Here is a 21,233-nt window from a genome sequence, read left to right as displayed (position 1 = left end):
CCTCAGCCGAAAGTGCACAATTGACGGTCTTCCCTCAGAAGGTGCTAGAAATTAGGCATGGCAGCGCGGCAACGCATCATTCCCGTTCGGCGTGAATACAATCGTTGGGTCGCCAACCAGACGCTGGAGGACTACGCCCTCCGTTTCACCGCCAAGAGTGCCCGCCGGTTTTCCTCCAGCCGCATTTCCCAGACCGCCATCGGCGCCATCTCCTTCCTGGCGCTGGAGGCGATCGGCGGCACGATCACCCTCTCCTACGGCACCACCAACGCAATTTTCGCGATCGCCGCGGCCGCCATCGCCATGCTGGCGATCGGCTGGCCGATCAGCCGTTATGCGATCCGCCACGGCGTCGATATCGACCTTCTGACCCGCGGCGCGAGCTTCGGTTACATCGGCTCGACCATCACCTCGCTGATCTATGCCAGCTTCACCTTCATGCTGTTTGCGATCGAGGCCTCGATCATGACCGGTGCGCTGGATCTCGCCTTCGGCATTCCGCCCTGGATCGGCTATATCATCAGCGCCGTGGTGGTGATCCCGCTGGTCATCTACGGCGTGCAGCTCATCTCCCGCTTTCAGCTGATCACCCAGCCATTCTGGATCATCCTCAACATCCTCCCCTTCGTGTTCATCGCCTTCATGGATTGGGAGAAATTCGATCTCTGGCGCGCCTTTGCCGGTATCGGCCACTCGAACGCCGAGGTGGCCGGTCCGGCGCCCTTCACTCTGGTCGAGTTCGGCGCGGCCTCCGCGGTCATCCTCGCCCTGATGCCGCAGATCGGCGAGCAGGTCGACTTCCTGCGCTTCCTGCCGCCGGAGGGCCTCGACAAGTGGCGGCACCGGTTTGCCGTCTTTCTCGCCGGCCCAGGCTGGGTGGTGGTCGGCGTGCCCAAACTCCTGGCAGGCTCGTTCCTCGCGGTCCTGACGCTCTCGACCGCCGTGCCTATCCGCGAGGCGGCAGACCCGGCACACATGTATTTCGCGGCCTTCGGCTACATGATCCCGAACGATACGGCCGCCCTGCTGCTGATGGCGGCCTTCGTGGTCGTTTCGCAGCTGAAGATCAACGTGATGAACGCCTATGCGGGCTCTCTCGCCTGGTCGAACTTCTTCTCGCGCCTCACCCACAGCCATCCCGGCCGCGTCGTCTGGCTGGTCTTCAACGTGGTGATTGCACTGCTTTTGATGGAGCTCGGCATCTACCGGCTGCTCGAAGCGACGCTCGGCATCTTCTCGATCGTCGCCATGGCCTGGCTCTGCACCATCTCGGCCGATCTGATGATCAACAAGCCGCTGGGCCTGTCGCCCGAAGGCATCGAGTTCAAGCGCGCCCATCTCTACGACATCAATCCGGTGGGCTTGGGCTCGATGTTCGGCTCGGCGGCGATCGCGCTCGCCGCCCATTTTGGCCTGTTCGGCCCGTTGATGGCCTCGCTCGCCACCTACCTGACACTGGTCGCTTTCCTGATCTCGCCGGCGCTCGCCTTTGCCACCGGGGGCAAATTCTACCTTGCCCGAAAACCGCGCCAGAGCTGGAAAAGCGTCGGCTCGATCACCTGTTCCATCTGCGAACACCCGTTCGAACACGAGGACATGGCCTGGTGCCCCGCCTATGCCGCACCGATCTGCTCGCTCTGCTGTTCGCTAGACAGCCGCTGCCACGACATGTGCAAGCCGCATGCACGGCTCAACACCCAGATCGGCACCGTCGCCCGCTCCTTCCTGCCGGACAGCGTCATCACCCGGCTGACGACGCGCCTCGGGCGCTACGCGACGACCGCCGTGCTGTCGATCTCGATGATCGGCACGATCCTCGGCATGATCGCCTATCAGGTCAGCCGGGCCGCACCCGTCAATGCCGAGGTGATCTACGGCACGGTGCTGATCGTCTTCTTCGTCTTTGCGATCATCGCCGGCATCGTCTCGTGGTTCTATGTGCTCGCCCATGACAGCCGCGTGGTGGCGGAAGAGGAATCCTCCCGCCAGAACACGCTGTTGCTGAAGGAAATCGCCGCCCACAAGAAGACCGACGCGGCTCTCCAGGAGGCCAAGGAGACAGCCGAATCCGCCAACCGCGCCAAGAGCCGTTATGTCGTCGGCCTTTCCCATGAGCTGCGAACGCCGCTCAACGCCGTGCTCGGTTACGCCCAGATCCTCGAGCGCGACGAGACGATCCCCGCGCCGCGCCAGTCGGCGATCAAGGTCATCAAGCGCTCCGCCGACCATCTGTCGGGCCTGATCGACGGTCTGCTCGACATTTCCAAGATCGAGGCCGGCCGGCTGCAGGTCTATTCCAACGAGATCAACATCCAGGATTTTTTGGACCAGATCGTCGAGATGTTTGGCCTGCAGGCGCAGGCGAAGGGGCTGACCTTCGAGCACGAGCGCGCCCGCGCCCTGCCCCAATATGTCCGCACCGACGAAAAGCGGCTGCGCCAGATCCTCGTCAACCTGCTCTCCAACGCCATCAAGTTTACCGACGAAGGTACGGTGAAATTCGACGTCGCCTATCGCAGCCAGGTCGCCACCTTCACCGTTTCCGATACCGGCCGGGGCATTGCCGAAAAGGATCTCGGCCGCATCTACGAGCCCTTCCAGCGCGGCGAGGCGGAAAGCATCAGGCCGATGCCCGGCCTCGGTCTCGGCCTCACCATCACCCAGCTCCTCACCAACACGCTCGGCGGCGAGATCGCGGTCGCCAGCACCAAGGGCGAAGGCTCGATCTTCAAGGTGCGGCTGATGCTGTCCGCAATCGAGCGGCCGAACACCGCGCCGGCGGCGGAAAAGAAGATCGTCTCCTATACCGGCCCGCGCCGCACCATCGTCCTCGTCGACGACAACGAAGACCACCGCGACCTGATGCGCGAAGTGCTGGTACCGATGGATTTCGTCGTGCTGACCGCCAATAGCGGGCCGGACTGCCTGACCCTGATCGAGGGCGTCACACCGGACCTCTTCCTCGTCGACATCTCCATGCCCGGCATGAGCGGCTGGCAGCTCGTCTCGCGGCTGCGCGAGATCGGCCAGGTGGCACCGATCGTCATGCTGTCGGCCAATATCGGCGACGGCGTCGCCACGCATTCCGGCGACGAGGGCCACAACGACGCGATCGCCAAGCCGGTCGATATCCGCAGGCTCGCCGACAAGCTCGCCGCCCATCTCGGCCTCGTCTGGGTCTATGAGAATGAAACGGTGATTCCGGCGGTTGTCGGCCCGAAGAAACCGATCAAAAGTCCGGGGACGAACCACGTCCAGGACCTTTTGCGGCTCGGCGAAATCGGCTACGTGCGCGGTATCGAGGCGAAACTCGCCGATCTCGCCCGGGAGGAGGAACACCGCCCCTTCACGGAAGAACTCGGCGCCTACGTGCAGGCCTTCGATCTTGCCGGTTATATGAAATTCCTGAGCCGCCTTGAGGCAGAAAGGACGAGTGATGGCTGAAACTGCTCTGCCGCGCGATATCGTCCTTCTTGTGGACGACAGCCCCGAAACGCTGGGCTTCCTGACCGAAGCGCTCGAAAAATCCGGCTTTTCGGTGCTGATCGCCACCGCCGGCCAGTCGGCGCTCAACATCGTCGAGCGTATTACCCCGGACCTCATCCTGCTCGACGCTGTCATGCCCGGCATGGACGGTTTCGAGACCTGCCGCAAGCTGAAGACCAATGGCGGCATCGCCCAGGTGCCGGTGATCTTCATGACCGGCCTCACCGAGACCGAACATGTGGTCAACGCGCTGGATTCCGGCGGCGTCGATTATCTGACCAAGCCGATCAACATTGACGAACTGCGCGCCCGCATCCGAGTGCACCTTTCCAATGCCCGTTCGGCCCAGAGCGCCCGCGTGGCACTCGACGCCGCCGGCCGCCATCTGCTGGCGGTCAAGGCGAGTGGCGCGATCCACTGGTCGACCCCCCAGGCGACACGGCTGATCAACGCAGCGACCAACAGCGACGATGGGCTCGACATCGTTTCGCGCCGGATTTCCACCTGGATGGACGAGCGCGACAAGCCGGGCTTTGCCCGCGACGCCGCCTTCGCCCTCGTCCAGAACGGCCAGGCGAGCCTGCAATTCTCCTTCCTCGGCGCGATCGGCGCCGACGAACATCTCTTCCGCCTGACGGCCGCCAACAAGCGCCCGGACGACGAGGTGCTGCGCCAGCATTTCCCCCTGACCCAACGGGAATCCGAGGTGCTGCTGTGGATCGCCAAGGGCAAGTCGAACCGCGACATCGCCGACATCCTCGGGCTCTCGGCCCGCACGGTGAACAAGCATCTGGAACAGATCTATGTGAAGCTCGGCGTCGAGAACCGCGCGTCGGCAGCCGTCAAGGCGGCACATGTGCTGCATAGCGAGTAACGGTCAGCGTAGCCCGAGAACGATCCGGCGAACCGTTTCGAGCGACGAACAAGTTCCTCTGCGTGGCGACGACAGACGCTTCGCTACAGTCAGGCTTTCTTGAAAAACTTGTTGACGACCAGACCAACGACGATCTGGACGACAAGCCCGGAAATACCGCCCCCGACGAGCTGACCAGCGAGCGCCGCTAGATCGACGCCTCCAGCCGCCGCGCTGCCGGCTCCAAGAAGCGAGCCGAGGATTGAACCACCGCCAATTCCTCCGACCGCGCCGGCTATGATATTTCCGATCTGACCGAGATCGGTATCCTTCAGGATTTTCCCACCCGCGGTCCCGCCGACGGCACCGCCGATGACCTGGGCAATAATGGCACTCAGATCCATAACATTACCTCTCCTCAAATTGGATTATCCAGGCTCAGGACCTGTTGAATTCATCCAATCTAAGTGACGGATTTCGTGCCCGGCTAGGAGGGAAGATGCAGGAAATGCTCGCACATTTTCAAATCTTCCCGACGCAGTCCAGGCGCGAAACCCGTCTTGTCCTTCGGGTTCGGCTGAATTTAACAGGCCCTGACCCTTGATATGCCAGATAGTGGAGATTTCCAAGTCCGGAATTCAGCTGCCAGTTTAGTGGGACTCCGGCGTGCCGCCTATAAGTGTTCCCAAACGCAAAGAAGCCCGGCTTTTGACCGGGCTCCCTTCTAAGATACGGTTGCCGATAACGGCTCAGCCCTGCGGGAAGTAGCTGTACTTGCCGTCCGGACCCTTCTTCCATTCGTACATGATATAGCCCGGGATCTTCGGGTCGCCCTTTGCGTCGAAGGCAATGTCGCCGAGAACGGTCTTGAACGGACCCTTTTCATGCAGCACCTTGGCAACGGCTTCGGCGTCGTCGGCCTTGCCGGTTGCCTTGATGCCGGCAGCGATGACCTGCACGGCTGCGTAGGAATACAGCGTGTAGGCTTCCGGGTTGAAGCCGGCTGCCTTGAACTTGGCAACCAGGTCCTTGTTGGCCGGGTTCAGCGTCGGGTCGGGGCCGAAGGTGTTGAGCGTGCCTGCGACAGCGTCGCCGGCGATCGAAGCCAGTTCGTTGGAGACGATGCCGTCACCCGAAACGAGCGTAGCCTTGAGGCCCTGGTCCTTGGCCTGGCGGATGATCAGGCCGGCTTCGGTGTGGAGACCGCCCCAGTAGATGATCGTGACGCCGGCTTCCTTCATCTTGGAGATGAGCGCCGAGAAGTCCTTGTCGCCGACGTTGACGCCTTCGCGGATGACTTCCTTGAGGCCCTTGGCGTTCATTGCCTTCTTGGTCTCTTCGGCAAGGCCCTGGCCGTAAGGCGTCTTGTCGTCGATGATGGCGATCTTGGCGGTCTTGAACTTGTCGGCGAGGTAAGCGCCGGCAACGCCGCCCTGCTGGTCGTCACGACCGCAGGTACGGAACACGTTCCACAGACCACGCTCGGTGAAGACCGGGTTGGTCGCAGCCGGGGTGATTTCGAGCATGCCGTTTTCGGCATAGACTTCCTTGGAAGCCGGAATCGAAACGCCGGAGTTGAAGTGGCCGACCACGTACTTGACGCCGTCGGATGCAAACTTGTTGGCAACCGAGATGCCCTGCTTGGGATCGGATACGTCGTCGCCGAGGACGATCTTGATCTTTTCGCCGTTGATGCCGCCGGCGGCATTGATATCGGCTGCGGCCTGTTCGGCACCCTTCTGGAGCTGCGCACCGAAGGCGGCGTTCGGACCCGTGAGCGGACCGCCGACGCCAATAACGATGTCGGCCCATGCGCTACCGCTGAAGGCGACCATGGCCGTCAGCGCAACCGCGGAAAGAAGAGACTTCTTCATCGAGTTACTCCCAATTTTTTAGGTGAGCTGATTTTTCGAAACCGGGCGCAATACCCACCATCACTGCGCCGGAAATGTTCCACTCTAGGTTACTTATCGTTTCAACCCGAGCTAATCTGAGGGCAGAAAAGTTCGGCTGTCAATCTTTCTTCTTGAAGGAGAAAGCGGAAGCAGGCTCGTAGAGCCAATAGTAATTCTGCACCATCTGGCGCGTCCGCCGGATGCGGAATCCGGCGCTCGAAAAGACGAGCAGGATGGCCACGTCGATGATGTAGTAGAACGGGCTGATGAATGGCCCCTGGAACAGCGCATAGTGCAGAAAACGCATCGCCACGCCGAGTAGCAGCGTATAGACCACCACCGTCGTATAGCCGTTCCAGCCTTCGGCGGCGGCCTTGCCCGAGCGCCAGGCAGTCCAGAAACCGATGATCAGCACGAGGAAACGCAGGAGGTACCGCACGCCGCTGTCGCTTTCGAAAAACAGTCCCTGCATCCTAAATTCCTCCGGCTGCCATTGACACAACCTTAACGATCAATGCCGTCCACCTTCCAGGTAAGCGGCGCGCACTTCCGGATTGGCGAGAAGCTCTTTTCCAGAACCGCTCATCGTCACCTTGCCGTTGACCATCACATAGCCACGGTCGGAGAGTTTCAGTGCCGCGAACGCATTCTGCTCGACGAGGAAGACGGTCAACCCTTCTTCCTTGTTCAGCTTCTTGATCGCCTCGAAAATGCCCTTGACGATCAGCGGCGCCAAGCCCAGCGAAGGTTCGTCGAGCAAGAGCAGCTTCGGCCGCGCCATCAGCGCGCGTCCGATCGACAGCATCTGCTGCTCGCCGCCCGAAAGCGTGCCGCCGCGCTGGCTCTGGCGCTCCTTGAGGCGCGGGAAGAGCGTGAAGATCTTCTCGACGTCCTCGTTGAAATATTTGAGGTTGTCGAGGCCGGCCCCCATCTGCAGGTTCTCGTAGACGGTCATGCGCGGAAAGATGCGCCGGCCTTCGGGAGACTGGGCGATGCGGCGCCGTGCGATCAGGTGCGTCGGCAGCTTGGTGATGTCCTCGCCGTCGAAGATGATCGCGCCGGTTCGAGCCTGCGGGCTGCCGCAGATGGTCATCATCAGCGTCGACTTGCCGGCGCCGTTGGCGCCGATCAGGCTGACGATCTCGCCCTTGTTGACTTCGACATCGACGCCTGCGAGTGCACGGATATTGCCGTAGTAGGTCTCGACAGCCTCGACTTTCAGAAGGTTCTCGGCCGCCATCAGTGATTGCCCCCCTCGAGTTCTACCGCAATCACCTCTTCCACCTCGTCATCCTCGACGCCGAGATATGCGGCGATCACTCGTGGGTCGTTCTTCACATGGTCCGGCGAGCCGTCGGATATCTTCTGGCCGTATTCCAGCACCACGACATGGTCGGAAATCTCCATGACCACCGACATGTCGTGCTCGATCAGCAGGATCGAAGCGCCCTCGTCGCGGATCAGGTGCAACAGCGCGTTGAGCGCCGCAGATTCTCGCGGGTTGAGGCCGGCAGCCGGTTCGTCGAGGCACAGCAGTTCCGGGTTGGTGCACATCGCGCGGGCGATTTCGAGCCGCCGCTGGGCACCGTAGGGAAGGTCGCCGGCAGGGTCGTCGGCACGATCTGTCAGATCCGCCTTGTCGAGCCAGTATTTCGCCTTCTCGATCGAGGCATCGACGGCCCTGTTATAGGCCGGCAGACCGAGGAGCCCGAGGATCGTGTAGCCGGATGCCTTCATCAGGGCATTGTGCTGCGCGACCAGCAGGTTTTCGAGAACCGTCAGGCCCGAGAACAGGCGGATGTTCTGAAAGGTGCGGGCGACGCCGGCCAGCTTGGGGATCTCGAAGTCGCGCAGGCGTTCCAGCAGGAATTCCTTGCCGTCCCTGCGCTGCAGGGTGAGCATGCCCATGGTCGGCTTGTAGAAGCCGGTGATGCAGTTGAACACCGTCGTCTTGCCGGCGCCGTTCGGCCCGATCAGCGCGGTGATCTCGCCGCGCCGTACCTCCAGCGAGAGATCGTTGATGGCCATCAGGCCGCCGAACTTCATCGACAGGTGCTCGACCTTGAGGATCGTATCGTTCGTCATTGTCGTCGTTCCGAGAGCCATCAGCCGTGGCCCTCCTTGGTAAAGCTTCCGGAGACCGCCCTGCGCTCCTTGAGGAAGGCCGTCGGTTCTCGCGATCCGACAAAGCCCCGCGGCTTGAACAGCATGACGATGATCATCGCCAGGCCGAAAAGCAGCATGCGGTAGAGTTCAGGCGTGAAGTCCGGTCCGAACACGACCTTGAGGAAGGACATTTCGCGCAGCACTTCGGTACCGCCGACCATCACCACCGCGGCGATCGCGATGCCGGTCAGCGACCCCATGCCGCCGAGAACGACGATTGCCAGGATCACGGCGGATTCCAGGAAGACGAAGCTTTCCGGCGAGACGAAGCCTTGGCGGGTGGCGAAGAAGGAACCCGCGATTCCCCCGAACATCGCGCCGGTCGCAAAGGCGGTCAGCTTGGTGGTAACGGTGTTGATGCCGAGCGAACGGCAGGCGATCTCGTCCTCGCGCAGCGCTTCCCAGGCCCGGCCGATCGGCATGCGCCGAAGCCGGATGGTGACGTAGGCGGTGAGCATGCAGAGCGCCAGGATGATGTAGAACAGGAAGATCTTGTAATAGACCGAGGAAGCCGACAGGCCCCAGGCCTTGACGAAGCTGTTCGCGCTGCCGGTATCGAAGGACCAGATGCCGAAGAACGAGGCCTTGGCGATACCCGAAATCCCGAAGGTTCCCTTGGTCACATCGGTCCAGTTGATCAGCACCAGGCGGATGATTTCCCCGAAGGCGAGCGTCACGATGGCGAGATAGTCACCCCTCAGCCTCAGAACCGGGAAGCCGAGGATGATCCCCCAGAGTGCCGCGAGAACGCCCGACATCGGCAGGAGCAGCCAGAAGGACAGGCCGAAATAGGAGGACAGCAGCGCATAGGAATAGGCGCCGACCGCATAGAAGGCGACATAACCGAGGTCGAGCAGTCCGGCGAGGCCGACGACGATGTTCAGGCCCCAGGCGAGCATCACGTAGATGAGGATCTGGATGCCGAAATTGTCGACATATTTCAGCGAACCCTGCTTGCCGACGATGAGCAGCGACAGGAAGGGATAGACCAGCAGGAAGATCAGTGCGATCTTGAGGAAATGCCGGTGGAAGAAGTTCTTCTGCTCGGAAATTTCCAGCACGCCGCTCTTTGCCTTGGCGAGCTTGCGACGGTCGATATGTGGCTTGATGAACCCGACTGTGAGGAAGCGGCTGACCGCCGCAACCAGGACAAAGATCGCCAGAAGACCCCAGCGGGTGCGCCAGACGAGCGCGTTGTTGATGTCCTGATAGGTCTCGACGCCGACGAACAGCAGGAACATGAAGAAGGAGATGACGCCGGCGAAAATACCTTCCCGCACCGCCTTGGCAAGCACGTTCGGATGACCGGTTTCGGTTGCAGCTGTCATGTTACACCTTCTCCACTTCCGGCCGGCCGAGAATGCCGGTCGGCTTGAAGATCAGCACGAAAGCGAGGATCGCAAACGTGGCGACGTCCTTGTAGGCGATGGAGAAATAGGCCGACCACAGCGACTCGATGAGGCCGATCAGCAGCCCGCCGAGAACGGCGCCCGGCAATGACCCGATACCGCCGAGAACCGCTGCGGTGAAGGCCTTGACGCCCGGGATGAAGCCATCGTTGAAAGAGGCGACGCCGTAATACATCAGATACATGCCACCGGCGACCGCCGCGAGCGCTGCACCCATGATGAAGGTGATCGAGATCGTCCGGTCGACGTCGACGCCGAGCAGCGCCGCCATCTTGCGGTCCTGCTCGGTTGCCCGTTGGGCGCGGCCGAGCGGCGTCTTGTTGACGATATACCAGAAGGCGAACAGCAGCACCGCCGTGATGATGACGATGAGCACCTGCTTCAGCGAGATGGTGATGCCGCCGATATGGAAGACGTCGGTTACCATCGGCGGGATCGGCTTGTTGCGCGGCCCCTGCGTCACCTGGATGAAGTTGGACAGCACGATCGACATGCCGATTGCGGTGATCAGCGGCGCAAGCCGGAAGGATCCCCGCAACGGCCGGTAGGCGACCCGCTCGATCGTCCAGTTCCACAACCCCGTCATCAGCATGCCGACGAGCAACATCAGCAGCAGAAGCAACGCCACCGGGATGCCGGCGAAGAAGGAGGTTGCGATCAGGAAGACGATGAGAGCGGCAAAACCGCCAAGCATGAAAATATCGCCATGGGCGAAGTTGATCATGCCGATGATGCCATAAACCATCGTATAGCCGATTGCGACAAGGCCATAGATGGATCCAAGAGTCAGCCCGTTGATGAGCTGCTGGATAAAATACTCCATATATTTTCCCCTGGATGCGATCCCGGGAGGGTCGCATCTCGTTTATTTGGCCCTTGCGGGTTCTTACGTTCTTTGGCGCATTCCATAACGTTTTCGTAAGGAATGGGAAGACAAAAAGCCGCGAGACCGACAAAATCGCAGCACTTCTCAACAATCTGGCAACACAAAGATCAGAAATTCCAAAAAACCGGCAGCTTCTGTCGAAAAATTAGCCGGGACACCTGGTTTGCGAAATTAAAGATCGTCCTTGCGTTAACGTTAAATTCAGATTCGACCCTCGCCCTGCGGGCTCAGCGCTCAGTCCACGAAGCCGCGGGTCAGTGCATGCTCGCGGCCCATCTCCATCATCTCCTCGAAAACCGATCCGGCAAGCGAGCGCGGCACGATGATCTCGAACGTGTCGGCACCGGTGCGCGCGACGTTCGCCTCCGCATGGCAGCACAACATCGCGGCGGAATGGCCCTCCTCGAACACCTCCGGATGCAAGTCGATCGCGACGCATTTGGCGAGAATCGTTCGCACGCTCGGACCGGAGATTTCCATGAGCACGCGGCCATCGCTCTGGTCGGCGAAGGACGCTCCGGCGATCCCGGACAGCATGCCGGCGACCATCTCGGCGCCGACCGTCCGCGATACGGCGAACCATTCGGACGGGCCGCAGAAGCGTGGCGCCACATCCTCGGCATTCCACAGGGCCTCGGCGACGGCTGTCTCCTGGCCCTCGTGGGCGAGAACCGAGAAGATCACCGGCCGGCGAATGATGGAGAGATGGTTCGGATTGGGATCCGTCTCGAAGCCGGAGATATGATCGTCAAGGACATGCCGGTGGAGAAGATTGATCGACATCAGGCAGCCCTCAGAGATGCAGTTTGCTGTTTTCGGGATCGACGAAGACCGGCGGGCAGACTTGCGCGAGCACTTCCGAGCCGCGCAGCCCGTCCCAGACCGTCACCCGTTCGCCAATCCGCTCGCGCCCGGACTTCAGCATGCCGAGCGCGATGAACTGCCCGAGCGTTGGCGAAAAGCAGGCCGACGAGATGAAACCCTGGTCGTTCGCCGTCGACGGCTTTGCACCTTCCTTCAGGAGATGCGCACCGGCCTTGATCTCCTTGTCGGCCTCGATCGGCTTCAATCCGACGAGCTGCAGCCGGTCGGCGGCTGTCAACCCGAATCGCATCGAGAGCCGCTTGCCGATGAAATCCGGCTTCTGCATTGCCATCATCCGGCCAAGCCCGACATCGTCCGCGGTAGTGCGGCCGTCGAGTTCGCTGAGGGTAACATGCCCCTTCTCGACGCGCAGCACGTTGAGTGCCTCGACGCCATAGGCACAGATGCCCTCTTCATGTCCCGCATCCATGATCGCGTCGGCAACCGCCTCGCCGTAGCCGGCGGGCACCGCAATTTCGTAGGCGAGCTCGCCCGAGAAGGAGATGCGGAACAGCCGCGCCTTCAGCCCGTCGCGCAGCATCACCTCCCTGGCGGCGAGGAAGGGGAAGGCAGCATCGGAGATATCTTCCTGCACGACGCGGCTCATGATGATTCGCGCCTTCGGCCCGGCGAGCGACATCTGCGCCCACTGATCCGTCGAGGAAACGAAGCGCACGTCGAGTTCCGGCCAGAAGGTCTGTGCCGCGAATTCCAGATGCTCGAGCACGTCCGCGGCAAAAGCCGTCGTCGTGGTCATGACATAGTGGTTTTCGGAAAGCCTGCTCACTGTGCCGTCGTCGAAGACGATACCGTCCTCGCGCAGCATCAGCCCGTAACGTGCTCTTCCGACCGGCAGCTTGAGAAAGCTGTTGGAATAGATGCGATCGAGGAATTCCGCCGCGCCCGACCCGAATATCTCGATCTTGCCGAGCGTGGAGACGTCACAGAGCCCGGCATGGGCGCGAACGTTCAGGACCTCGCGATCGACGCTTTCCCGCCAGGTCTTTTCGCCCTCCTGCGGGAACCAGGCGGAGCGGTACCAGAGACCGGACTCGACGAAGGTCGCGCCGTTCTTTCTTGCCCAGCCCTGCAGCGGCGAGGTACGCACCGGGGCCGCATGCTCGGCCCGCGCGGTGCCTGCCAGCGCGCCGAACGAGACCGGCGTGTAGAACGGCCGGAAGGTGGTGGTGCCGATCTCGGCCGGCGACACGCCGCGCATGCCCGCGACGATGCCGGCCGTGTTGACATTGCCAAGCTTGCCCTGGTCGGTTGCCATGCCGGCGGTCGTATAACGCTTGGTGTGCTCGATATGGCGGAAGCCTTCCCGCTGGGCGAGACCGAGATCGCCGACATGCACGTCGTTCTGGAAATCGACGAAAGCCTTGTCCCGGGCACCCGGCACATACCAGAGCGGCGCGAAGGACGGATCGTATTCGCCCTCGACCTCGGGCGTTTCAAGCGTGCCGACCAGCCTGCCCAGCGCGTCGAGTGCGGCATGCGCCTTGGCCGAACCATCCTTCAGGCAATCCCCGATCGACGCATGGCCGGCAGCCGAACCGGCAGCCGCAAAAGCGCCGCCGACGTCGGGCGCCAGAAATGCCTGCTTCTCGTCGGACCACACCGGCTTGGCGCCGCGCTGGCACATCAGATGCACGATCGGCGACCAGCCGCCGGACATCGCCAGCGCATCGCAGCCGATCACCTCCTCGAACCCGGAGCGCTCGACGATCAGCCCCTCGATCCGGTGGCGTCCCCTGGTCGCGATGACCGAGCCGCTGCGGATGACGCGGACACTCTCCGGCACCGGGTCGGCCGATTGCGGCCGCGCGTCGATGATCGCGGTGACGTCGATACCCTGAGCAAGGAGGTCGGCGGCCGTGCGGTACCCGGAGCCGCCATTGGTGAAGACGGCGACCTTGCCGCCGACGGCAACGCCGTAGCGGTTGAGATAGGTGCGCGCTGCCCCGGCCGTCATCACGCCCGGCTTGTCGTTGCCGCCGAAGACGAGCGGCCTCTCTTCGGCACCGGTGGCAAGGATCGCCTGCTTCGCGACGATGCGCCACAGCCGCTCCATCGGCAGGTCCGGCGACGGCGAGGCCACGTGTTTCTGCACCTGCTCGACGGCGCCGAACACCATGTCGTCATACCAGCCGAACACGGTCGTACGCGGCATCAGCGTCACGTTCGGCAGCGACGCCAGTTCCTCGATGACCTCAGCGGCGAACTCCGCAGCCGGCTGGCCGCCGACAGCAGCGCTTTCCGACAGCAGCGAACCTCCGAACCTGAAGCCTTCGTCCGCCAGAATGACCCGCGCCCCAGCCCTGCCGGCGGCGAGCGCCGCCATCAGACCCGTCGGCCCCGCGCCGATCACCAGCAGGTCGCAATGCGCCCAGGATTTTTCGTAACGGTCCGGATCGGCCTGCATCGTTGCCTTGCCGAGCCCCGCGGCACGGCGGATCAGCGGCTCGTAGAGCTTTTCCCAGAGCACGCCCGGCCACATGAAGGTCTTGTAGTAGAAACCTGCGCCGAGGAACGGCGACAAGAGATGATTCACGGCGCCAAAATCGTGTTTCAGCGACGGCCAGCGGTTCTGGCTGGCGGCGGCAAGACCATTGTAGAGCTCGACCGTCGTCGCACGGGCGTTCGGCTCGGCCCGCGCGCCGGACCCGATCGTCATCAGCGCGTTGGGCTCGGCGGACCCTGCCGTCACCACGCCGCGCGGGCGGTGGTACTTGAAGCTGCGGGCGATCAGCATCTGATCGTTGGCAAGCAGCGCCGAGGCGAGTGTATCACCCTCGAACCCCTTGTAGGTACGGCCGTCGAAGGTGAAGCCGAGCGACTGGCCGCGATTGATCGCGCCGCCGGAGCCAAGACGATAGGAGGTCATTCGTCAGCTCCCGCGCGCTCAAACTCCGCGGCATCGGTCACGCCGAAAACCTCGTGGGTGAGGTTATCCCGCTCGACCACCAGAAAACGGCGGCAGCCGGCGACGTGATGCCAATATTCCAGGGCTCGCCCTTTCGGATTGTCCCGGACATAGACGTAACGGTGCCAGGCCTCGTCCTTGGCGGTCGGCGAAGGGCGTTTCGGCGCGGCGGCGCCGCGGATCGAAAACTCTTCCTTGGGTCTGGTACCGCAATGCGGACAGGTGATGAGGCTTGCCATGGGGGATCTTGCTCAGTGAAGGTTCGGCTGGGGGCCGCGGCCCGCTTCGTCGATCGTGTAGCCGCGCTCGAACCGGTCGAGCCGCATGAAGCGGGTGACGTGGTGCGTCTCGTTCTTGGCGATCAGGTGGGCGAAACAGAAACCGGAGGCCGGCGTCGCCTTGAAGCCGCCGTAACACCAGCCGCAGTTCAGATAGAGATTGTCGATCGGGGTGCGGTCGATGATCGGCGATCCGTCCATCGACATGTCCATGACGCCGCCCCAGCTTCTGAGCACCTTGGCACGCGAGAGGCCGGGGATCAGCGACACCCCCTCCTCCATCGTGTGCTCGACGGTCGCCAGATTGCCGCGCTGCGCATAGGAGGAATAGAAGTCGATCTCGGCCCCGAACACCAATCCGCCCTTGTCCGACTGCGATATGTAGAAATGGCCGGCGCCATAGGTGATCACATGGTCGACCACCGGCTTCAGCCCTTCCGAGACGAAGGCCTGCAGCACATGCGATTCGATCGGCAGTTCCAGATCGGCCATCCGCCCGACAGTCGTCGTGTTGCCGGCGGCAGCGAGCGCCAGCTTGTTGCAGCCGATGAAACCCCTGGTCGTCTCGACACCGGTGACGAGACCGTTTTCGCGGCGGATGCCGGTCACCTCGCAATGCTGGATCAGATCGACGCCGCGAGCGTCCGCCCCACGGCCGTAACCCCAGGCGACAGCATCGTGCCGCACGGTACCGGCGCGCTTCTGGTAGAGCGCCCCCATGATCGGGAAACGGGCGTGGTCGAAATTCAGATAGGGCGCTTTTCTGCGCACCTGCTCGCGGTCGAGCAGTTCGGCGTCGATGCCGTGGATACGCATGCCGTTGCCCTTGCGCGCGTAGTGATCCCGCTGGCCGTCGGAATGAAAGAGATTGAGCATTCCACGCTGGGAGACCATCGCGTTGTAGTTGAAATCCCGCTCCAGCCCTTCCCACAGCTTCAGCGAAAATTCGTAGAACGGGTTGTTGCCTTCGAGCAGGTAGTTGGAGCGAATGATCGTCGTGTTGCGCCCGACATTGCCCGACCCGAGATAGCCCTTTTCGAGCACAGCGACATTGGTGATGCCGAATTCCTTGGCCAGGTAATAGGCGGTCGCCAGCCCGTGCCCGCCGCCGCCGACGATGATGACGTCGTAATGCGGCTTCGGCTGCGGTTCGCGCCAGGCCGGCTTCCACATCCGGTTGCCGGACAGCGCTTCCTTGAAGATCGAATAGGCCGAATAACGCATGCTTTTCCCTGTCTCTCGCCGCGCTCACATTCGCATATGCGAGACAAAGGACAAGCGCAATCAGGACATCGAAAAGCCCGCACGCGACGAAACGCGCAGGCGTTGCGCCAAAGGCACGGCGTGTCGAGGCGAGCATGTTTCTCAAGAACCGCTTCAGGCTTTTCAAAGGCTTGGCCGCTTCCGCCTCCCCGTCTCCGCCATCGGCCTTAGACTCCGGGCGACCGAACGGAGACAGCTATGGCCGATACGACCGCAAATCTGAACATGCCCTTCATCCTGCCTTCGCAGGCGCAGAAACACGTGACCCACAACGAGGCGCTGCTGCGGCTCGACGCGCTGGTGCATCTGACGATCACCGCGGCACTCGAGAACCCGCCGGGCGCATCCGAAGAAGGCGCCTGTTATCTGGTGGCGACCGGAGCGACCGGGGCCTGGGCCGGCAAGGCGGGACGTGTCGCTTCCTGGCAGGACGGCTACTGGGCATTCCTGATCCCGCGCGTCGGCTGGCGGGCCTGGTTCGCCGCTTCCGAAAAGCTCAAGGTGTTCTCGGGCACGCTCTGGCAGGACATCCCCCTGCCCGCCATCGGCCGCGTCGACGAGCTCGGCATCAATGCAACGCCCGACAGCACCAACCGCCTCACGCTCGCCTCCCCGGCAAGCCTGTTCAACCACGCCGGCAACGGCCACCAGATCAAGGTCAACAAGGCCGCATCCACCGACACGGCCTCGCTGCTCTTCCAGTCGAACTGGACGGGTCATGCGGAAATGGGCCTGGCCGGCAACACCGAGTTCTCGATCAAGGTCAGCGACGGGACGACATGGAAGACCGGGCTGTCGATCTCGCCCAGCGGCCATGTCTCGCAACCCAACCAGCCGGCCGCCCGCGCTTACCGCACCGGCACGAGTTTCACCCCGACCGCCGGCCAGCAGAGCGGCTTCACCACGCTTGCGCTCGACCGCGGCGGCTTTTCGCTGGGCGCTGCGATCGACGGCGGGGGCAACCGGCTCGTGGTGCCGGCCGACGGCGTGTACCTCGTCGCGCTCAATCTCGCGGTGTTCTCCTCGTCCGGCCATGCGGCCAGCCTGATGCTCAATGCAACGCAGACACTTATTCTGACGAATGGCGCCGCCGGTGGAGCACAAATGCAGTCCGCAACGGGAATCTTTTCCTTTTCCGCGGGGGATTACCTGACGCTCGGGCATGCCGGAACGGCACAACTGGAATTGGGCGCTGGAAAAACAGAATTATCTTTGGCAATGCTGCAATAACAGCAACTTCTAAATTATATTCATCCTTAACGTATGGTTAACTTGGCTGATGACTCCGGACGAGAGGTATTCTATCAAGAGTTGCGGCCGCCCTCAGGGCGTCGGGCGTGGGGTGGGGTGGCTGGTTTTGAGTGTTCCTGATCTGCATGACGACACCACCGACGGGTCGAGCGGCTGGCGCATCGAGCCGCCGCCAATCCTCCTCCGGCATTCGGGTTTACCCCGTAAATCCAGCCCCAGCCTTCGAACCCAGTTCGCGGCAAAGCGGGCGATCGACATCGGCGTCTCGCTTTCCGCACTGATCCTGCTCCTGCCTCTGATGCTGCTCGTCGCGTTGGCGATCCGCATTGACAGCGACGGGCCGGCGCTCTTCACCCAGATGCGCTGGGGCAAGGGCGGTCGCAGGTTCCGGGTCTACAAGTTCCGTTCGATGCGCACCAATCTCGGCGATGCGCGGGGGATAGCCCAGACGGTCAGGGACGATCCGCGCATCACCCGCGTCGGCGCCCTCATCCGCAAGGCCAATGTCGACGAACTGCCGCAGTTGCTGAATGTCCTGAAAGGTGACATGTCGCTGGTCGGCCCGCGCTGTCACGCGATCGACATGCTGGCGGCCGGCATCCCTTACGAGAGCCTGGTTGCGGATTATCATCGCCGCCATTCGATGCGGCCGGGCATGACCGGCTTGGCCCAGATGCGCGGTCTTCGCGGACCGACGGACCGCCCCGGCAAGGCGCGCGCCCGTATCGCATGCGACCTCTATTACATCGACAATTTCTCCATTTTCCTCGATCTGCGCATCATGCTCGGCACGCTGCTCGCCGAATTTCGGGGCGGCAAAGGCTTCTGACCGGCCGCTTTCGAGCGACGGCCCAATCGCCGAAACCCCTTCTTTTCCTGCACAAATGAGCGTTTTTCGTCCTGCCTTAGGACACGCAGCGCGATTGTTGCCGTAGTGGGAACAAATGCTGCTGCCTGTTTAGTCAAATATTAAAACTGGGCAGCTAGGCTCACCGGCGTGGTCTTGCGTTGTGTAGAGAGTCCAATGACCGAAATGATACGTCCCCGAGTAAAATATGTCATCGGCCCCGATGGCAGCCCCCTGACGATCGCCGACCTGCCGCCGGCCAATACGCGCCGCTGGGTCATCCGGCGCAAGGCAGAGGTGGTAGCCGCGGTTCGCGGCGGCCTGTTGAGCTTGGAAGAAGCCTGCGACCGTTACACGCTTACCGTCGAGGAATTCCTGTCCTGGCAGTCCTCCATCAACGATCATGGCTTGGCCGGTCTGCGCACCACACGCATCCAGCAATATCGCCACTGACGCCGAATTCGTGGGCGTCAAGCCCGCACCGGAAACCAAAAGGTGCCGCTGCAACGAACGCAACGGCACCTTTCGGCTTCTGAAAGACGGCTCAATTCTGCCCGGATCCGATCCGGGACAGCGACGGCAGAAGCCCGGCGATGACGGCTGAAGCAGCGTAGAACCAGAGGCCCGGCTGCGAGACCGCAACAGCCAGGCCGCTGCTCTTTGCCGCAAACACCACGATCGCCACCAGCATCACGTCCATCATCGACCATTTCGAAAGATGCGGCATCGCGCGGCGGAAAAATCCTGCCTCCGCCGCCCGTCCGGAAAGCTGCGCCGCCAGCCCCGCCAGCTTGACGATCGGAAAAACGATCGAAAACAGCCCGACCACCAGCGACAGCGCCAGGTCTCCCTCCTGGAAAAGCGCCGCGACGAGTTCCAGCAGGGACGGCGTTTCGCTGAAGAAATAGAGCCGCTCGAGCCGGATGATCGGCAAAAAGAGCCCGAGCGCCAGAAAGATCGCGGCCAGCGCGAGAAGAAGCGGCCGCAGCCAGTTCATCGCTTTCTCCGTTGACGATGTGTCACCCTCGGTGGGGCAGCCTTGGCTATTTCCCTTCGGCCCTCCCCGTATTACACCATCGGCGAACGGACAAAAGCAGGACCATCATGAATATTACTTTGGAAGAGACACGGTCGGGCGGTCGTTATGTCGCCGAGGTCGAAGGTCATTTTGCCGAAATGACTTATTCGCGCGCATCTCCGGAACTTGTCATCGTTGATCATACCGGGGTTCCGGATGCGCTTCGCGGCAAGGGCGTCGGCCAGGCGCTGGCCCTGCATGCGGTCGAAGAAGCCCGCAAGGGCGGCTGGAAGATCATCCCGCTCTGCCCGTTCTTCAAGGCGCAGGCGGAACGCCATCCCGACTGGCAGGATATCCTTCGTTAACACGGGATGCCGAACCCGAATCACAAACGTTAACGAGAGCCAAAAATACGGAAATGGGGCCTGGCACCGCGGCACCGCCCCAGATTATGACATTTCCGTCGATGATGCCGCCCGACTTTGTTAAGCCCGGGCGCGCATTCCGCCATCGCGCTCTTCGAGCGCCGAAGCCTTGGCGAATTCCGCTTCCGCTTCCTCGAGCGCCAGTTCGGCGCTTTCCTCCTGGACCTTCAGCTCGCGAATCGAGACCTGAAGATTGTCCGCGCGCTGGCGGGCAGCCTTTGCGAAGGTTGGATAAGCGAAGTGATTCCGGTCGGTAATACCGGATTTCTTCTCTTCCAGAGTGATCTGGTGCTCGAGTTCTTTAGACATTCTCTCGAATTCGGCCATCATCATCTGCAATTGCTGCAGTTGACGGCGCTTTTCGGTGACCTGAAAGCTTTTCAGGCGAACCATGCTGTCACGCGACTTCATACGCAATACTCCGTGGATAGCGAGACCCAGGCCCGTGTATCCGGATTGGTACACTCAGGATCAAAAAATTCTCGCGGCGTTAATAAATTAAGGCTCGCGTTAACCTTTCGTTTACGGGCATCATTAATGATAAACCGGATCGTTTAAGGGTCGGTAAATGCCAGGGCCTAAATTGGCCGCGACAATGTATGAGTCGAATGAATCACTTAGCGGAATTTCCTCATCCGCGGATTCAATCCTGGTGATGGCCAAACTTGAAGGGAAAACAGGTTGCTACTAATCTTGCTTAACGAAATCATGAACCTTGCCAGGTTGAATCATAATTTGTTAACCATTTAGTGGCAGCTTCCAAATCAGGCTCAGTCTGGATCCGTATCGAGTAAGGGGGCAAAGATACCTTACGCGGCGGTAAAGGGGAAAAATATGCGGGTTCTACTCATCGAAGATGACAGCGCGACTGCCCAGAGCATCGAGCTAATGCTGAAATCGGAAAGCTTCAACGTCTATACGACTGACCTCGGTGAGGAAGGCGTCGACCTCGGCAAGCTTTACGATTATGATATCATTCTCCTCGACCTTAACCTGCCCGACATGTCGGGCTATGAAGTGCTTCGCACTCTGAGGCTTTCGAAGGTCAAAACACCGATCCTCATCCTGTCCGGCATGGCCGGCATCGAAGACAAAGTCCGTGGTCTCGGTTTCGGCGCCGACGACTACATGACCAAGCCCTTCCACAAGGATGAACTGGTCGCTCGCATCCATGCGATCGTCCGCCGTTCCAAGGGTCACGCTCAGTCGATCATCGTCACCGGCGAACTGATCGTCAATCTCGACGCCAAGACCGTCGAAGTCGGCGGCCAGCGCGTTCACCTGACGGGCAAGGAATACCAGATGCTGGAGCTGCTCTCGCTCCGCAAGGGTACCACGCTCACCAAGGAAATGTTCCTGAACCACCTTTACGGCGGTATGGACGAGCCGGAACTGAAGATCATCGACGTCTTCATCTGCAAGCTGCGCAAGAAGCTCGCCAATGCCGCCGGCGGCGCAAACTATATCGAAACCGTCTGGGGCCGCGGCTACGTGCTGCGCGAACCGGAGGCGGAATACGCCGAAACCGCCTGAGCTGCCTGAAAATCCCCTTATCGAAAACGTCCGCCTGGCTGCCAGGCGGACGTTTTGTTTTAATCCGCCTGCGGACCCAAAACGAAACGCAAGTCGGCAATCATGCAGGCTGCCGCTAGTCGAGTGGATGTAT

General features: G+C 61.6%; 20 protein-coding genes. 7 read left to right on the top strand and 13 right to left on the bottom strand.

The genetic code is table 11. The features are described from left to right. The first annotated feature begins 57 nt into the window (after positions 1-57). Complete coding sequence (locus C5J24_RS00555) at positions 58-3,444, top strand: ATP-binding protein (RefSeq protein ID WP_105414787.1); 3,387 nt, start codon at positions 58-60, stop codon at positions 3,442-3,444. After that, on the top strand, positions 3,437-4,360 hold the full coding sequence (locus C5J24_RS00550) for a DNA-binding response regulator (RefSeq protein WP_105414785.1): 924 nt from the start codon (positions 3,437-3,439) through the stop codon (positions 4,358-4,360). The genes C5J24_RS00555 and C5J24_RS00550 overlap by 8 nt, the downstream gene beginning before the upstream one ends. 89 nt (positions 4,361-4,449) lie before the next feature. Here the strand turns inward: C5J24_RS00550 and C5J24_RS00545 are convergent, their stop codons facing one another. The 11 genes from C5J24_RS00545 to C5J24_RS00495 all read right to left on the bottom strand — a co-directional run bounded on the left by C5J24_RS00545 (position 4,450) and on the right by C5J24_RS00495 (position 15,987). Beyond that, a complete protein-coding gene (locus C5J24_RS00545; RefSeq protein WP_105414783.1) occupies positions 4,450-4,743 on the bottom strand; it encodes a hypothetical protein in 294 nt (97 codons plus the stop codon). Between the two features lie 345 nt (positions 4,744-5,088). Then, on the bottom strand, positions 5,089-6,213 hold the full coding sequence (locus C5J24_RS00540; RefSeq protein ID WP_046666698.1) for a branched-chain amino acid ABC transporter substrate-binding protein: 1,125 nt from the start codon (positions 6,211-6,213) through the stop codon (positions 5,089-5,091). A gap of 139 nt (positions 6,214-6,352) precedes the next feature. Continuing rightward, positions 6,353-6,706 (bottom strand): DUF6867 family protein, encoded by a 354-nt coding sequence (locus tag C5J24_RS00535; protein ID WP_046603658.1) that lies wholly within the window; start codon positions 6,704-6,706, stop codon positions 6,353-6,355. A 39-nt stretch (positions 6,707-6,745) separates the two neighbouring features. Then, the gene (locus C5J24_RS00530) at positions 6,746-7,474 is read right to left on the bottom strand and encodes an ABC transporter ATP-binding protein (protein WP_105414781.1); all 729 of its coding nucleotides are present in this window, start codon (positions 7,472-7,474) and stop codon (positions 6,746-6,748) included. After that, entirely contained in the window at positions 7,474-8,340 is an 867-nt protein-coding gene (locus tag C5J24_RS00525) for an ABC transporter ATP-binding protein (protein WP_046625208.1), read from the bottom strand. The genes C5J24_RS00530 and C5J24_RS00525 overlap by 1 nt, the downstream gene beginning before the upstream one ends. After that, complete coding sequence (gene livM / locus C5J24_RS00520; protein ID WP_105414779.1) at positions 8,340-9,728, bottom strand: high-affinity branched-chain amino acid ABC transporter permease LivM; 1,389 nt, start codon at positions 9,726-9,728, stop codon at positions 8,340-8,342. The genes C5J24_RS00525 and livM overlap by 1 nt, the downstream gene beginning before the upstream one ends. Position 9,729: 1 nt before the next feature. Then, positions 9,730-10,632: a branched-chain amino acid ABC transporter permease gene (locus C5J24_RS00515; RefSeq protein ID WP_038544603.1), complete on the bottom strand. Its 903-nt coding sequence runs from the start codon at positions 10,630-10,632 to the stop codon at positions 9,730-9,732. Between the two features lie 297 nt (positions 10,633-10,929). After that, a complete protein-coding gene (locus tag C5J24_RS00510) occupies positions 10,930-11,478 on the bottom strand; it encodes a sarcosine oxidase subunit gamma (protein WP_105414777.1) in 549 nt (182 codons plus the stop codon). Between the two features lie 10 nt (positions 11,479-11,488). Next, positions 11,489-14,446 carry a sarcosine oxidase subunit alpha family protein gene (locus tag C5J24_RS00505; RefSeq protein WP_105414775.1) on the bottom strand — a complete coding sequence of 986 codons (2,958 nt, stop codon included), beginning with the start codon at positions 14,444-14,446 and terminating at the stop codon, positions 11,489-11,491. Beyond that, positions 14,443-14,724, bottom strand: coding sequence for a sarcosine oxidase subunit delta (locus C5J24_RS00500; RefSeq protein ID WP_105414773.1), 282 nt, complete (start codon positions 14,722-14,724; stop codon positions 14,443-14,445). The genes C5J24_RS00505 and C5J24_RS00500 overlap by 4 nt, the downstream gene beginning before the upstream one ends. Positions 14,725-14,736: 12 nt before the next feature. Further along, positions 14,737-15,987, bottom strand: a complete 1,251-nt coding sequence (locus tag C5J24_RS00495; protein WP_105414771.1) for a sarcosine oxidase subunit beta family protein — start codon at positions 15,985-15,987, stop codon at positions 14,737-14,739. Between the two features lie 237 nt (positions 15,988-16,224). Here C5J24_RS00495 and C5J24_RS00490 point away from each other — a divergent pair, with 237 nt between their 5' ends. The 3 genes from C5J24_RS00490 to C5J24_RS00480 all read left to right on the top strand — a co-directional run bounded on the left by C5J24_RS00490 (position 16,225) and on the right by C5J24_RS00480 (position 18,577). Then, positions 16,225-17,256, top strand: coding sequence for a DUF2793 domain-containing protein (locus C5J24_RS00490; RefSeq protein ID WP_105414769.1), 1,032 nt, complete (start codon positions 16,225-16,227; stop codon positions 17,254-17,256). A gap of 127 nt (positions 17,257-17,383) precedes the next feature. Then, positions 17,384-18,106 carry a sugar transferase gene (locus C5J24_RS00485; RefSeq protein WP_371673463.1) on the top strand — a complete coding sequence of 241 codons (723 nt, stop codon included), beginning with the start codon at positions 17,384-17,386 and terminating at the stop codon, positions 18,104-18,106. A 195-nt stretch (positions 18,107-18,301) separates the two neighbouring features. Next, on the top strand, positions 18,302-18,577 hold the full coding sequence (locus C5J24_RS00480) for a DUF1153 domain-containing protein (protein ID WP_105414767.1): 276 nt from the start codon (positions 18,302-18,304) through the stop codon (positions 18,575-18,577). Between the two features lie 91 nt (positions 18,578-18,668). Here the strand turns inward: C5J24_RS00480 and C5J24_RS00475 are convergent, their stop codons facing one another. Next, the gene (locus C5J24_RS00475) at positions 18,669-19,121 is read right to left on the bottom strand and encodes a paraquat-inducible protein A (protein ID WP_105414765.1); all 453 of its coding nucleotides are present in this window, start codon (positions 19,119-19,121) and stop codon (positions 18,669-18,671) included. 107 nt (positions 19,122-19,228) lie between these two features. On the opposite strand from C5J24_RS00475, the gene C5J24_RS00470 reads away from it, so the two are divergent. Further along, the gene (locus C5J24_RS00470) at positions 19,229-19,507 is read left to right on the top strand and encodes a GNAT family N-acetyltransferase (protein ID WP_105414763.1); all 279 of its coding nucleotides are present in this window, start codon (positions 19,229-19,231) and stop codon (positions 19,505-19,507) included. A gap of 120 nt (positions 19,508-19,627) precedes the next feature. On the opposite strand, the gene C5J24_RS00465 is transcribed toward C5J24_RS00470, so the two are convergent. Beyond that, positions 19,628-19,978 (bottom strand): hypothetical protein, encoded by a 351-nt coding sequence (locus C5J24_RS00465; protein ID WP_046603647.1) that lies wholly within the window; start codon positions 19,976-19,978, stop codon positions 19,628-19,630. Between the two features lie 423 nt (positions 19,979-20,401). On the opposite strand from C5J24_RS00465, the gene ctrA reads away from it, so the two are divergent. Further along, positions 20,402-21,100, top strand: coding sequence for a response regulator transcription factor CtrA (ctrA, locus tag C5J24_RS00460; protein WP_007769464.1), 699 nt, complete (start codon positions 20,402-20,404; stop codon positions 21,098-21,100). Positions 21,101-21,233: the final 133 nt, after the last annotated feature.

It is taken from the genome of Neorhizobium sp. T25_27, from assembly GCF_002968565.1.
Lineage (GTDB): Bacteria > Pseudomonadota > Alphaproteobacteria > Rhizobiales > Rhizobiaceae > Neorhizobium > Neorhizobium tomejilense.
This window is presented reverse-complemented; position numbering and strand designations above follow the sequence as displayed.

Excerpts from the sequence above, each read along its gene's own strand:
- C5J24_RS00535 (WP_046603658.1), bottom strand. The coding sequence starts at position 6,706 with ATGCAGGGACTGTTTTTCGAAAGCGACAGCGGCGTGCGGTACCTCCTG.
- C5J24_RS00495 (WP_105414771.1), bottom strand. The coding sequence starts at position 15,987 with ATGCGTTATTCGGCCTATTCGATCTTCAAGGAAGCGCTGTCCGGCAAC.
- C5J24_RS00475 (WP_105414765.1), bottom strand. The coding sequence starts at position 19,121 with ATGAACTGGCTGCGGCCGCTTCTTCTCGCGCTGGCCGCGATCTTTCTG.
- livM (WP_105414779.1), bottom strand. The coding sequence starts at position 9,728 with ATGACAGCTGCAACCGAAACCGGTCATCCGAACGTGCTTGCCAAGGCG.
- C5J24_RS00505 (WP_105414775.1), bottom strand. The coding sequence starts at position 14,446 with ATGACCTCCTATCGTCTTGGCTCCGGCGGCGCGATCAATCGCGGCCAG.
- C5J24_RS00465 (WP_046603647.1), bottom strand. The coding sequence starts at position 19,978 with ATGAAGTCGCGTGACAGCATGGTTCGCCTGAAAAGCTTTCAGGTCACC.
- C5J24_RS00470 (WP_105414763.1), top strand. The coding sequence starts at position 19,229 with ATGAATATTACTTTGGAAGAGACACGGTCGGGCGGTCGTTATGTCGCC.
- C5J24_RS00490 (WP_105414769.1), top strand. The coding sequence starts at position 16,225 with ATGGCCGATACGACCGCAAATCTGAACATGCCCTTCATCCTGCCTTCG.
- ctrA (WP_007769464.1), top strand. The coding sequence starts at position 20,402 with ATGCGGGTTCTACTCATCGAAGATGACAGCGCGACTGCCCAGAGCATC.
- C5J24_RS00545 (WP_105414783.1), bottom strand. The coding sequence starts at position 4,743 with ATGGATCTGAGTGCCATTATTGCCCAGGTCATCGGCGGTGCCGTCGGC.
- C5J24_RS00555 (WP_105414787.1), top strand. The coding sequence starts at position 58 with ATGGCAGCGCGGCAACGCATCATTCCCGTTCGGCGTGAATACAATCGT.
- C5J24_RS00510 (WP_105414777.1), bottom strand. The coding sequence starts at position 11,478 with ATGTCGATCAATCTTCTCCACCGGCATGTCCTTGACGATCATATCTCC.
- C5J24_RS00480 (WP_105414767.1), top strand. The coding sequence starts at position 18,302 with ATGACCGAAATGATACGTCCCCGAGTAAAATATGTCATCGGCCCCGAT.
- C5J24_RS00515 (WP_038544603.1), bottom strand. The coding sequence starts at position 10,632 with ATGGAGTATTTTATCCAGCAGCTCATCAACGGGCTGACTCTTGGATCC.
- C5J24_RS00525 (WP_046625208.1), bottom strand. The coding sequence starts at position 8,340 with ATGGCTCTCGGAACGACGACAATGACGAACGATACGATCCTCAAGGTC.
- C5J24_RS00500 (WP_105414773.1), bottom strand. The coding sequence starts at position 14,724 with ATGGCAAGCCTCATCACCTGTCCGCATTGCGGTACCAGACCCAAGGAA.
- C5J24_RS00530 (WP_105414781.1), bottom strand. The coding sequence starts at position 7,474 with ATGGCGGCCGAGAACCTTCTGAAAGTCGAGGCTGTCGAGACCTACTAC.
- C5J24_RS00550 (WP_105414785.1), top strand. The coding sequence starts at position 3,437 with ATGGCTGAAACTGCTCTGCCGCGCGATATCGTCCTTCTTGTGGACGAC.
- C5J24_RS00540 (WP_046666698.1), bottom strand. The coding sequence starts at position 6,213 with ATGAAGAAGTCTCTTCTTTCCGCGGTTGCGCTGACGGCCATGGTCGCC.